Here is a 12544-nt window from a genome sequence, read left to right on the forward strand (position 1 = left end):
GTCACTCCACCACGTTGCGCGGCTTTCCGCTGGCAAAGGCTCGGATATTCGCGGCCAGCTCGTTGATCACCCGCTGACGTGCCGAGTGGGCCGCCCAGGCCGTGTGTGGCGTCAGGACCAGGTTGGGGATGTCGTCGGCCAATAGCGGATGATCAGCGGGAGGTGGCTCGGGCTCGACCACGTCGATGCCGGCACCGCCCAGGTGGCCGCTGCGCAGGTGCAGGGCCAAGGCTTCGGGGTCGACCAGGCCCCCACGGGCCGTGTTCAGAAGCAAACTGCCCGTTCGCATGCGCTGCAGGGCGTCGTTGTTGATTAGATGTCGGGTTTCCGGGGTCAGCGGGCAGTGCAGGCTGATGACGTCACACTGCGCCAGGAGTTCCTCCAGTGGCATACGCTCCTGTGACCCGGAAGTCTGGTGTGCTCGGGTAGGTTCCAGGCTCTCGGCCACGCGAACCTCCATGCCAAAGGCTTCGGCGATGCGGGCGGTCGCCTTTCCGAGGACGCCCCACCCGACGATGCCGATGCGCATGCCAGCCAAGGTGCCAATCGGATGATCCAGGAGGCAGAACTGATCGGATTGGGACCAGCGTCCGGCACGAATATCGGCGCGATAGTCGTCGAGTCGGGTGACCAGTGTGAGCAACAGCGCAAAGACATGCTGAACCACGGAGTCCGTTGCGTAGTCGCGGGCGTTGCTGACAACGATCCCCAGCCGCTGGGCGGCCTCTACGTCGATGTTGTTGGTGCCGGTTGCCGCGGCGCAGATGAGTCGCAGCTTGGGTGCAGCGGCCAGTGCATCCGCATCCAGCTCGACCTTGTTGGTGATGACGACCTCGGCTTCATGGATGCGTTGAGTGAGTTGGCCGGCTTGCGTGCGCTCGTGGAGGGCCCAATGCGGCAGGCAGTCCTGAAGCTCGCTCAGGTCAAGGTCACCACGGTTGACGGTGGCGAGATCGAGAAAGACGCCGTGCTGAGGCTGGTTCATGGTCGGGGTCCAATGAAAAAGGGCCCCGCGCAGCGGGGCCCTGGATCGCGTTCCTGCGATGCCGTACTCGCTGAAACCTAGTTGTCGCCCATGAAGGCGTGGAACAGGTTCAGCAGGTGCAGGAACATCACGTAGAGGTTCGCGTACAGCGAGACGGTCATCACGACGTAGTTGGCCTCCTTGTCGTGGATCATTCGGCTGGTGTCGAACAGGATGGCCGCGGACAGCAGAAGGACGACGCCGGTCGAGATCGCGAGCGACAGGGCTGGGATCGCCAGGAACAGGTTGGCGACAATGGCCAGCAGCGCCACCACCAGGCCGACGACGAGGAAGCCGCCCAGGAAGCTGAAGTCTTTCTTGGTGGCCAGTGCATAGCCGGAGAGCGTGACAAACGCGACGGCGGTCGCGGCGAAGGCGTTCCCGACGATTTGCGGCCCGTTCGGGAGGCCCAGGTACATGCTCAGGATCGGGCCGAGGAAGAAGCCCAGCACGCCCGTGAAGGCGAAGGTGAGCACCAGGCCCAGGACAGAGTTGCGCGCGGCATAGATAGCGAACGGTCCGCCAATCAGGACGCCGAGCATGAAGATCCAGTGCACCGGCGGCGCGTTGACCGCCATGGCGATGAATGCGGTGATCGCGCTGAAGGCCAGGGTGAGCGACAGCAGCATGTAGGTCTGCCGGATCACCTTGTTGGTGGAGATGGTCTCGCTGATAGAACCCGTACTCGACGGATTGCGGCTGGAGCGGACGATCTGGTCTCGGGACACGGGACAACTCCTTCAGTGGGTTCGAAACAGCAATTAGTGTAGCGAGAAGTGCGGATGGTTGCAGCGTTTCCATGGTCCGCTCGTGGCATCGGCCGGACCATGGCATGAATCCGCCTGCGGGCGTTACTTGATGGGCTCGCCAGCCTTTTCCGAAACCGTCTTCACCGCGTGATCGGTGGACTTGAAGATGTTGTCCTTGCCGATGATCTCGTCGAGCCCGGTGCGCTGCATGACCTCCATCACCTGGGCCTTCACACCAGCGAACACCAACGTGATCCCGCGGGCCTTCAAGCGGTGCACCAACTGATGGATGACCTCCTCGCCGGAGGCGTCGATCTCATTAATGCCCTTGCCGACCACAATCAGGTATTTGGCCTGCGGATGGCGGGCCAGAAGGTCCAGCACGGCATCCTCGAAGTAAGGCACGTTGGCGAAGTAGAGGGAGCCATCGAAGCGCATCATGCCGACCTTCTCGTTGGTCTCCAGGCCATAGCGCTGGGCCTCGCGCAGGGTGCCGTCCTCGTAGCGCGCCAGTTCCGAGACACGCGGCTGCATGGTGCGGTACAGGTACAGCACGATCGCCAGGCCGGCACCGATGAGGATGCCGTAGTCCAGGTTGGGTGCCATGGCCAGCGTCGCGACAAAGGTGACAATCGCGGCGGCCCCGTCGTGCTTGTTGGCCACCCAGGCATGCTTGATGGCTTTGAAATTAATGAGCCCGACGACCGCCATCATGATGATGGCCGCCAGCACCGCCTGTGGCAGGTGATAGATCAGAGGCGTCAGGAACAGGAGTGCCAGGCCGATGATCACGGCCGTGATCACAGAGGCCAGCCCGGTTTTCGCACCCGAGTTCAGGTTGACCGCCGATCGCGAGAACGAGCCGCTCACCGGATAGCCCTGGGTGAAGCCCCCTGCGATGTTCGCAAGGCCCTGACCCATCAGCTCCTTGTTGGGGTCCAGGCGTTGCCCGGTACGGGCCGCCATGGCTTTCGCAATCGCAATGGCCTCGGTAAAGCCGACCAGCGCGATGACGAAGGCGGTGGTCAAGAGGGTAGTGACCGTTCCAAAGGTGATTTCCGGTGCCGAGAAGTTCGGCAGACCCTGAGGCACATTGCCGACTACGGCGCCACCCCCATTGAGCTGAACGCCATCTTCGCTGACGCGCTCGACGCGCCAGTTGGCGGAGTCTGCCCGTTGGCGTTCGGCGTCGGTGAGGTGCTCATCCGCGATGAAACGCGCCGGTTCATCGTTCTCGCCCGGTACGCGGCGCAGCCTGATGTCGCGGATCTCGTCACGCTTGTTGGCGAGTTCTGGACGCAACTCGTCGCGTTCCAGGCGCAATTGGTCGGCTTCGTGGCGTAGACGGACTGCCTCGGCGCCGTCCAGCCCCTGTGCCTCCGCTTCCAAGTTCCGGATCTCCTCATCGAGCTCGGCCAGGCGGCTGCTCTCGCGTTCGATGGCCTGGGCTAGCGTGACCACCTCGGCCGGTGCGATCTGGTCCACGGAGGTCTCGGCCTTGCGCTCGTAGCCAATGGCCCAGCTCAGGACAATGGCGACAACGACGGCGACAAGGACGCCGGGAACCTTCGGGGTGAAGCGCTTCATCAGGACCATCAGGGCGATGGCACCCAGGCCGAAGATAAGCGTCGGCCAGTGAACGCTGCCTAGCTCCAGCACCACGCCCCAGAGGCCGAGCAGGAAATGACCGCTGGTGTCGATGGGCACACCCAGCAATTTGTTGACCTGGGACAAACCGATGATGATCGCGGCCGCATTAGTGAAGCCGACGATGACTGGGTGCGAGATAAAGCTGACGAGCGCGCCCAGCTTGAACAGACCCAGTACCAGCTGCACCACGCCGACAATGAATGCGAGTGCGATCGCCAGGGCGACGAACTCGGTCGACCCCTCGGCAGCTAGTGGCACCAGGGCCGACGCCGTAAGCAGCGAGACGACGGCCACCGGGCCGGTGGCGAGCTGGTTGGATGAGCCCCACAGGGCCGCGACCATCACCGGCAGCAGGGACGCATAAAGCCCGTACACCGGCGGCAGACCTGCCAGCTGTGCATAGGCCATCGACTGGGGAATCAGGACCAGAGCGACCGAGATGCCAGCGATGAAATCCGCGTTGAGGGTTTGCTTGGTCGGACGCCAGCTCAGGAAAGGAAACACTCGCAGCAGCATCGAATTCATCGGGTCACTCGCTCGGCCGGTTCGTGATAATGGACGACGGCCGGACCGATATTGCGGCGCCGGGGATGGTGCGTCCGGGCCGGTCGGCTGCCAGGGCCGTCGTCACTGAGATGGCAGCCAGGTCTGAGCCCGAAGCGTGGGACGGGCACAGGCGGAAAGGAGTCCGCAATTATAGAGGCCTATTCCATTTTCTTCTATCTAACTTGTTCAATATGACGCATACCACATGAGCTATGGATGGGTATTAGCAAGTGCGGGGAAGTGTGAGGAGAGGGGGGATTGAATATGGCGGAGAGGGAGGGATTACTGCGGCGCGTAGCGCCTTGCCCTTCGGGTCGTCACACTCCGGTGACGCTCTGGCATCGCTGCGCGCTGCCAGTCGAACCATTGTTGTCGATTCCTCGGGTTCGAATCTGTGGCCGGCTACGTTTCATGTGTCAGGCGGCAGCTCGGACGCGGTTGCTTAATCTGGCGGAGAGGGAGGGATTCGAACCCTCGAGGGGCTTTCACCCCTGCCGGTTTTCAAGACCGGTGCAATCGACCACTCTGCCACCTCTCCGAGGTTGGGCATTGTCTGGCAAGGGGGGCGGCCTGGCAACCGGGGTGGTACTGCGTGGCCTGCCGGCCACGAGAGGGAGGGATTTGGGCCTGCGGTTTTCATTTGGCTTGAAGGGCAGTGCCAGCTGGGTATCAGGCTCATGTGGCGGCCCGTTACCAATTCGCCGGGAGGCTAATAGGCGGCCTTGGAATGCTTGACGCAGGCCCGGTGTGGCCCTAATCTTGTGCGCGTTCTGGGCGGTTAGCTCAGCGGTAGAGCACTGCCTTCACACGGCAGGGGTCACTAGTTCGAACCTAGTACCGCCCACCAGCATTATCAAAGGGTTAGGTCCAGCGGGCCTAGCCCTTTTTTGTTGGGGGTGCGGCTGCCCGCGCACGGTCAAGCAGCAGGTGCTTCTCCGCTTCATTGGCAGAGCGCTCGGCAGCCCGCCGGAACGCCGCTGCCGCGGCCTCGCGTTCGCCGCAGCGTTCCAGGAGGTCCCCGCGTACGGCGTGCAGAGGCACATAGCTGGACAGTGCCCGGGCATCGATGTCGGTGTCGAGCGCCGCCAGTACGTGCGCCGGGTCGTCGAACTGGGCGGCGGCCTGCGCTTGATGGATGCGTGCGGCCGGCGATCCCGTGGTCGTGAACAGCGTTGCGTAGTGAGCGGCGATCTGCGGCCAGTCGGTGGCGGCAAAGCTGGGCGCTGTCGCATGGCAGGCGGCGATGGCAGCCTGCAGGCGAAATGGGCTCGGCCCGGCGTTCTGATCTCGGGCGAGCCTGTTGGCACGGGACAGGGCGATCAGGCCACGGCGGATGCCGCCGCGATCCCACGTGCCGCGATCCTGGTCCTTCAGCAGCACTGGGTTGCCTTGCGCATCCATGCGCGCGGCCAGGCGCGCGCCGTGCAGTTCGATCAGGCCGAGCAGTGCCTGGGTCTCGATATCCTCGGGGATGGCCTGTGCAAGCACGCGGGCCATGCGCAGTGCCTCATGACAGAACTCGCCGTGCGTCCAGGCGTCGCCCTGGCTGGCCACATGGCCTTCGGTAAACAGCCGGTAGATCACTTCGTGCACGGATCCCAGGCGTTCCCGGCATTCGGACGGCGATGGCGTTTCGAACCGGACGTTGGCCTGGGCGAGTTTACGTTTGCCGCGGACGATGCGCTGCGCGATGGTGGTTTCGGAGACCAGAAAGGCGCGGGCGAGGGCGGTGTTGTCGAGTCCGGCGAGGGTGCGCAGAGCGAGTGCGCAGCGGGTGTCGGGGGGGAGGACCGGGTGGCAGGCGATGAACAGCAGGGCGAGCGTGTCGTGACGGACATCGTCGCTCCATTGGGGCGTCGATGCCCCCAGGTGGCTGCATGCGATTTCGTGACCGTAATTGGCGACGAGGGCATCGCCCCGATGTTCGCGGCGCAGGTGGTCGACCGCGCGGTTGCGTGCCGTATGTAGCAGCCACGCGGTCGGGTTTTCCGGGATTCCCTGGGTGGGCCAGTGTCCGAGGGCGGCGATCAGGGCATCTTGTGCCACGTCTTCGGCGAGGGCGTAGTCGCCGCTCCAGCGCGCCAGGGCCGCCACGATGCGGCTCGCATCCAGACGCCAGATGGACTCGATGCGGCGCTGGATATCCCGCATCCCGGGTGCTGGATGTGCACCGGATTGGTCGCGGCCGCTCACCGTTCCACCAGTACCTCGAAGCCGCCCCAGAACATGCGCTGCAGGTCGAACGGTGGGTCCTGGTCCGGCGTTTTGTCCGGGCACGGCAGGCGCGGGTCCGCCATGACGTCGGCATTGACACGATCCCGATGCTCGCGTGATTCGAAGCGGATCCACGAGAACACCACCGTTTCGTTGTCGCGTGCCTGGACGCTGCGCGGGAACGACGTCAACTCGCCCGGCGCGACGTCATCAGCCACGCACTCGATGACTTCCAGTGCGCCGTGCTCGCGCCAGATCTGTGCGGCGAGATCAGCCTGCTGGCGGTAGTCCTCGATCCGGTCTCGTGGAATCGGTATTACATAGCCGTCAACGTAGTTCATGGTCTGGCTCCTTTGGGGGAATCGGACGGGATGTGGACGGGTGCCCGGGCGTGCCGGACCCCGGTCGTGCGGTAGGGGACAGTGTGCTGGTCTGGACTAACGATCATCGTATGCACCCTGCAGGGCAGCGAGATCGACCTTCTTCATCTTGAGGATGCACTGGGTGACCCGGCTGAGCTTGTCCGGATCGGGATCTTTCAGCATGTGGGACAGCTGTTCGGGGACGATATGCCAGGAGATCCCGTATGGATCCTTGAGCCAGCCGCATTGCTCGGCTTCTGGAACGGCCGACAGGGATGCCCAGCGCTGGTCGATCTCCTGCTGGTCGGCGCAGTTCACGACGAACGATATGGCCTCGTTGAAGCCGAAATCGTGCTCCTGCGCGCTGTCCATAGCGGCGAACCATTGGCCTTCCAGCATGAAATCGGTGAACATCACCGTTCCTTCGCGGTCGGGTTCCATGTCGCTGGGGTAGCGGACGAGCTGCCCGCGTTGCGGATGGCGAAACTTCCACAGGTAGAAATCGGATGCCTCTTCCGCCTTGCCGCAGACGTTTCCAACAAACAGCAGCGACGGAATGATTGGCGGGCGTTCTTCCCCTCGCGGATCGGTCAGGATCAACTGCCATGACAGCCCGAACCGGTCCTGAATCCAGCCGTAGCGCTCGCTGAATGGATAGCGGTCCAGTGGCATGAGTACCTGGCCGCCGTGGGCAAGCTTCGCCCAGATCTCGTCGATCCGTGCTCTGGCGTCGGGATCACGCGAGGGGTCGAAATTGACCATGAACGAGATCGACGGGTTGAATCGGAACATTGAGCCCGCGTTGATCGCCATGAACGCATGACCCCATAGAGCGAACGACACGACGTCGCAGTCGCCCCCCGGTGTGTCATGTAGCGTGGTCAGGTGTGTGATGCTCGAGTCGGGAAAGATCGAGCAATAAAAGTCCGCCGCCTCCCGGGCCTCGTTATCGAACAAGAGGTGGGGAACAATGATTTGGGGTGCGTGGCTCATGGCGTCTCGTCTCCTGTTTCGGAGCGCTTGATCGCGAAGGACCCCGTGTGGGGAACCTCGGTGTTCCCCAGGTTGGTGCCCGCGTGCGATGGGGGTGCATTGCGGGGATTGTTCAGGGGCAAGTCGAAGTGGAGCACGTCCTCGCGCTGGCCCAGGCCGGTGTAGAGCGCTATCGCGGCATTGTCGGTGCGATCGGCCTGGACGAATACCACCCAGGCACCCAGCTCGGCGGCGATGGCCTGGGTGTGGCGGATCAGGGCTGTGGCAATGCCGCGTCGGCGGAAGTCGTCGGCCACGGCGAGGTCATAGATGTAGACCTCGCTGCGGGCCTGTTCGATCTTGTCCAGGACATAAGCGACCAGACCGCCGACGACCTGACCTTCCGTTTCGGCGATCAGGGCGATGAACGTTTCTCGAGCCAGCAAGCGCTTGAGGTACTCGTCGGAGGGACGCGCACCCGAGTAGGTGTCCGGTTCCCCAAACACGTCCGCAAACAGATCGAGCAGGGCATGCGCGGCTGTCCGATCCGCCGGACCAAGGCGCCGGATCTTGAGCAAGGACCGCTCTTTCGGCGGGGGTGCCGGGTCAGCCGCCATCAGGAATCTCGGGTTCGACGAGGTAGGCAAGCAGGGTCAGCGATTCCTGCCAGCCGAGAACACAGAGCTCCGGTGGTATGGCCTCCGGCAGACCTTCCTGAAGAATATCCAGTGCGGTGCCGCAGGAGACTGGATCCAGCGTTACGGTGAGCGTCATCTCGCCCCCGAGCGAGGGATCGTCGAAGCGGTCGCTGACGACAATTCGACGACCCGGGTCCAGTTCGCGGTACTCGCCGCTAAAATTGTGGTGAGTCCCCGTGGCAAAGTTGATGAAGCTCATCCGGTAGCCGCCGCCTACGCGAGCATCCATCTCGTGGACGCGCGCGGTAAAGCCGTACGGTGCATTCCATTTGGCAATAGCGTCGGGTTCCAGGAATGCGCGATAGACGCGCTCCGGCGGCGCGCGCAGGACGCGGTGCAGGTGGACGTTGCGGTCAGCGGACATGGCTGATGGCCTCCGATGTTGAACGATAGATGGGAGGGGGCGCGTGATGCCGTCAGCGTTGGTGACAGGGGGCGCATTCGCGTACCTCGACCGTTGCAAAGCGCGCGGCGGGGCAGCGTGTGGCCCATTCCACGGCTTCGTCGCGGTCGGCGCAGTCGATCAGGAAGAATCCGCCGATCATCTCCCGTGACTCGATGAACGGGCCGTCGATAAAACGGGTCTTCCCTTCGTCGGATCGGATGCGCACGCCGTGGCGGTCGGGTCGCAGGGATTCGCTGGCAAGCAACTGGCCACGCGCGTCGAGTTCGGCGCCAAAGGCGAGCATTTCCGCGTAAAGCGCCTGCCCTTCGGCATCGCTGCGGGCATCGCGGTCGCCGTGATCTTCGAGGATGAGCAACAGAAAGTTCATGGTGGGTATCCCCTAACGCATTGAGTGGAGACCGAATCGATTGCCGTCCGGATCGCGTGCGATGACGCAGAAGCCGTAGTCGCCAATCGACTCCTTGGGGCTTTCGATCGAGCCACCGGCGGTCGCGACGCGTTCCGCCTCGATCCCGCAGTCGTCGCAGCCGAAATAGACCATGCAGCCGCCGGAACCGACCGGGTTGTCGGGACCCTGTACCAGCGCGCCAGCACACCCCGGCCGGTCTTCCTCCATCGGAAACATCCAGATCTCCGTGCTGGGGGCGAATACGCTGGTATCGGCTTGTGTGAGCGACATGTCCAGGACGGCTTCGTAGAACGCGCGGGCACGGCCGATATCCTCGGTGGGAATCTCGAACCAGACGACGGGATTGGCGGCCATGGCGGTATCTCCTCTGGCGGGATCGAACAAACGGGCGCGGTGCAGCGGGCCCTTTGAACTGTAGACGAACGGGAATCGGGAAAATCGACAAGGTTGTTTAAACCAGTCGAAAGGATCGGGAGGGGGCTGCGATCGATCGGGACTGACGCCAGTGCGAGCGGCTGTACCGTAGACGGATTACGCGGGGTCAGACGTGCGAAAGGGGCCACTTTAGTACCCTTAGCTTGAATCTGGCGGAGAGGGAGGGATTACTCGGCACGATGTGCCTTGTCCTTCGGGTCGTCACCTGCGGTGACGTTCTGGCATCGCTGCGCGCTGCCGGCCAAACCATCTATTTTCTAACCCTCGGGTTCGAATCCCGGAACGCTGGGGCTGGAAACGCAAAAGGGGCCATTTAGGCCCCCTTGCTGAATTTGGCGGAGAGGGAGGGATTACGGCGACGTTGTCGCCGCCCTACGGGCCGCCTCCGCTGCGCTGCGGCGTTCCGATATCGCGATGCGCCATCGGTCGAACCATCGTTTCTGATTCCTCGGGTTCGAATCCCGAGACCTCAGGGGCCAAGACGTGCGAAAGGGGCCACTTGGACCCCTTTGCTTGAATTTGGCGGAGAGGGAGGGATTCGAACCCTCGGTACTCGCGAGAGTACAACGGTTTTCGAGACCGCCCCGTTCGACCACTCCGGCACCTCTCCGAATTGTTGCACCGTGCGGGGTCGAGCCGCGACGGCGGAGCGAATCCTAGCAGATTCGTGTGCCGGAGCGGTAGCCGGCCCGGCAGGCGCAGGCTCGAGGTCTACTAACCGTTCCTTCAGGCCGTTCCCTCAGGGCATCAAGCGCAGAATTTCCCAGTCGCTGCCGACGCGACGGTACTGGAAGCGATCGTGCAGGCGGCTCGGCCGGCCCTGCCAGAATTCGAATAGCTCCGGTTGCAGGCGATAGCCGATCCAGGCGGCATCGCGCGGGATGGGTCCGTCCGGATGTTGCTCGCTCAGTGTGCGTACGCGCTGCTCCAATGCTTCGCGGTCAGCGACCGGGTGGCTCTGAGTGGAGGCGGCGGCCGCGAGTTGGCTGCCGCGGGGGCGTTGATGGAAGTATTCGTCGGCCAGTTCGCCCGGTAGGGCGGTGACCGGTCCTTCCACGCGAATCTGGCGTTCGGTTTCCGGCCAGTAGAACAACAGCGCGGCCCGAGGGTTTTCGTTCAGGTCCTGGCCTTTGCGGCTGCGGGAGTCGGTGTACCAGGCGAGGCCTTCGGCATCCACATGCTTGAGCAGGACAGTGCGGGCGGAGGGCTGGCCGTCGGCGTCTGCGGTGGCGAGGATCATGGCGGTGGGGTCCGGGTTGCCGGCGTCGCGGGCGGCCTCCAGCCAGTCATTGAGGAGGCTCAGCGGGTTCTCCCGAAGGTCTCGGCGTCGCAGCTCCGCATGCGTGTAGTCGCGGCGGGTATGGCGGTGATCGGCAGTGCTCATGAGGGCCTCGGTGGTGGGGCAGCGATGCACTCATCATACGGTGCGCCGGAGGAATCGGAAATTTGTGGGCTTTTCGGTGTCACACCCCAAGACGATCAATAACAACCGCAAGGAGCACCTCACATGGCCGCACCGATTATCGCTGCAGTGGAACCCAAGGGCGTGGAGCTAAAAAAGGGCGAGGAGTACGCATTCTGCCGCTGCGGACGCTCTCAGGATCAGCCGTTCTGTGATGGGTCGCATCAGGGCACGGGGATCGAACCGCTGATGTTCACCGCAGAAGAGGATGGCGAGGCCTTTCTCTGCCAGTGCAAGCAATCCGGCAACCTGCCGTATTGCGATGGCACCCACGCGCAGCTGGATGCGGACAAAGTCGGCAGGTCTGCAAGCGTGGACCTGGATGCGCCACAGGATACGGAGGATGACTCCAAAGCTCCGGGCCCACGCAATACGGAAACGGAGCCCCATGTGGAGTGGATTCATGCCGTGGCACGTGGGGGTCTGGAAGCGGTCGGGCGCCACGGTACGACGGTGGCGATGGGCGTGCCCCGCGACGATCTTCCAAGCTGGGACGGGATGCAGTTGCTGGCGGCTCAGTTGGCGACACCTCCGTTGGAAGAAGATGCGGAGGTGAACACCCGTCTGGTAATTGGCCCGGAGGCGAAGCGCCCTCTGGAGCTGGATATTCCCTTGCTGGTGTCGGACATGAGCTTCGGTGCGCTGTCGCGGGAGGCGAAGATTGCCCTGGCCCGAGGGGCGGAGCGAGCGGGCACCGGGATCTGCTCTGGCGAGGGCGGCATGCTGGAGGCCGAGCAGCAGGAAAACTCCCGCTATCTATTCGAGTTGGGGCCGGCCCAGTTTGGCTATTCCGATGCGGCGCTGAAGAAGATTCAGGCGTTTCATTTCAAGGCGGGGCAGGCGGCCAAGACCGGTGTAGGCGGTATCCTGCCCGGCAGTAAGGTGAGTGAGGAGATTGCCCAGGTGCGTGGCATCGATGAAGGGCAGGATGCCCATTCACCCGCCGCGAACAAGGAACTGAAGACGCCCGCCGACTTTCGGCGCTTTGCGGACTCGGTTCGTGAGAAGACGGGCGGGGTGCCGGTGGGATTTAAGCTTTCGGCCAATCACATCGAGGCGGACTTGGCCTTTGCCCTCGAGGCTGGGGCGGACTACCTGATTCTCGACGGTCGCGGCGGCGGAACCGGCGCGTCGCCGGCCCTGCTACGCGATCACATCAGCGTGCCGACGATCCCGGCCCTGGCCCGAGCCCGGCGGTTTCTGGATGCGAATGGGGCCTCGGGGCGGGTGACGCTACTCGTGACCGGCGGCCTGCGCACGCCCGCGGACTTCGTGAAGGCCATGGCCCTGGGGGCCGACGGCATTGCGTTGGCGAACTCGGCGATTCAGGCCGTGGGCTGTGTGGGCGCACGCATGTGCCACACCAACCAGTGCCCCAGTGGTGTCGCAACCCAGGACCCGAAGCTGCGGGCGCGGCTGGATCCGCAGGAGGGTGCAGAACGCCTCGGGCGCTTCCTTCAGGGGTCGACGGAATTGATGCGGGTCCTGGCCAGGGCCTGCGGTCATGCGAACCTGGAAGACTTTGGACCGAACGACCTGACGACCTTTGATCGCAATCTCGCCCGACTGGCCGGGATTCAGTATGCCGGCGTGTTGGAAGGCACATGAATGCCTAAA

Annotated in this window: 12 protein-coding genes, 3 tRNA genes and 1 other RNA gene; 2 read left to right on the top strand and 14 right to left on the bottom strand. The window is 63.7% G+C overall.

What is annotated here, in order from left to right:
* Position 1 precedes the first annotated feature (1 nt).
* The 4 genes from D002_RS0105915 to D002_RS0105930 all read right to left on the bottom strand — a co-directional run bounded on the left by D002_RS0105915 (position 2) and on the right by D002_RS0105930 (position 4507).
* The gene (locus tag D002_RS0105915; RefSeq protein WP_018140994.1) at positions 2–985 is read right to left on the bottom strand and encodes a D-2-hydroxyacid dehydrogenase; all 984 of its coding nucleotides are present in this window, start codon (positions 983–985) and stop codon (positions 2–4) included.
* Positions 986–1062: 77 nt separating this feature from the next.
* The gene (locus D002_RS0105920; protein WP_018140995.1) at positions 1063–1752 is read right to left on the bottom strand and encodes a Bax inhibitor-1/YccA family protein; all 690 of its coding nucleotides are present in this window, start codon (positions 1750–1752) and stop codon (positions 1063–1065) included.
* Positions 1753–1875: 123 nt separating this feature from the next.
* Positions 1876–3948 carry a SulP family inorganic anion transporter gene (locus D002_RS0105925; protein ID WP_018140996.1) on the bottom strand — a complete coding sequence of 691 codons (2073 nt, stop codon included), beginning with the start codon at positions 3946–3948 and terminating at the stop codon, positions 1876–1878.
* A 469-nt stretch (positions 3949–4417) separates the two neighbouring features.
* Positions 4418–4507, bottom strand: a tRNA-Ser gene (locus tag D002_RS0105930).
* 234 nt (positions 4508–4741) lie between these two features.
* Here D002_RS0105930 and D002_RS0105935 point away from each other — a divergent pair.
* Positions 4742–4816, top strand: a tRNA-Val gene (locus D002_RS0105935).
* Positions 4817–4845: 29 nt separating this feature from the next.
* Here the strand turns inward: D002_RS0105935 and D002_RS0105940 are convergent.
* From D002_RS0105940 to pdxH, 10 genes are all read right to left on the bottom strand, one after another.
* Positions 4846–6120, bottom strand: a complete 1275-nt coding sequence (locus D002_RS0105940) for an RNA polymerase sigma factor (protein WP_018140997.1) — start codon at positions 6118–6120, stop codon at positions 4846–4848.
* Positions 6121–6158: 38 nt separating this feature from the next.
* Positions 6159–6524, bottom strand: coding sequence for a DUF1428 domain-containing protein (locus D002_RS0105945; protein WP_018140998.1), 366 nt, complete (start codon positions 6522–6524; stop codon positions 6159–6161).
* A 96-nt stretch (positions 6525–6620) separates the two neighbouring features.
* Positions 6621–7538, bottom strand: coding sequence for a VOC family protein (locus tag D002_RS0105950; protein ID WP_018140999.1), 918 nt, complete (start codon positions 7536–7538; stop codon positions 6621–6623).
* The gene (locus D002_RS0105955; RefSeq protein WP_018141000.1) at positions 7535–8134 is read right to left on the bottom strand and encodes an AAC(3)-I family aminoglycoside N-acetyltransferase; all 600 of its coding nucleotides are present in this window, start codon (positions 8132–8134) and stop codon (positions 7535–7537) included. The genes D002_RS0105950 and D002_RS0105955 overlap by 4 nt, the downstream gene beginning before the upstream one ends.
* A complete protein-coding gene (locus tag D002_RS0105960; RefSeq protein WP_018141001.1) occupies positions 8124–8579 on the bottom strand; it encodes an SRPBCC family protein in 456 nt (151 codons plus the stop codon). The genes D002_RS0105955 and D002_RS0105960 overlap by 11 nt, the downstream gene beginning before the upstream one ends.
* A 52-nt stretch (positions 8580–8631) precedes the next feature.
* A complete protein-coding gene (locus tag D002_RS0105965) occupies positions 8632–8988 on the bottom strand; it encodes a YciI family protein (RefSeq protein WP_017926263.1) in 357 nt (118 codons plus the stop codon).
* 12 nt (positions 8989–9000) lie between these two features.
* Positions 9001–9384 carry a VOC family protein gene (locus tag D002_RS0105970; protein WP_018141002.1) on the bottom strand — a complete coding sequence of 128 codons (384 nt, stop codon included), beginning with the start codon at positions 9382–9384 and terminating at the stop codon, positions 9001–9003.
* A 231-nt stretch (positions 9385–9615) separates the two neighbouring features.
* Positions 9616–9747: non-coding RNA, RtT sRNA (locus D002_RS13425), on the bottom strand.
* Positions 9748–9985: 238 nt separating this feature from the next.
* Positions 9986–10075, bottom strand: a tRNA-Ser gene (locus D002_RS0105975).
* Between the two features lie 129 nt (positions 10076–10204).
* Positions 10205–10849, bottom strand: coding sequence for a pyridoxamine 5'-phosphate oxidase (gene pdxH, locus D002_RS0105980; protein ID WP_018141003.1), 645 nt, complete (start codon positions 10847–10849; stop codon positions 10205–10207).
* A 123-nt stretch (positions 10850–10972) separates the two neighbouring features.
* Between pdxH and D002_RS0105985 the strand changes: the two genes are divergently transcribed.
* The gene (locus D002_RS0105985; protein WP_018141004.1) at positions 10973–12535 is read left to right on the top strand and encodes a glutamate synthase-related protein; all 1563 of its coding nucleotides are present in this window, start codon (positions 10973–10975) and stop codon (positions 12533–12535) included.
* Positions 12536–12544: the final 9 nt, after the last annotated feature.

It is taken from the genome of Thioalkalivibrio sp. ALJ7 (assembly GCF_000376865.1).
GTDB lineage: Bacteria > Pseudomonadota > Gammaproteobacteria > Ectothiorhodospirales > Ectothiorhodospiraceae > Thioalkalivibrio.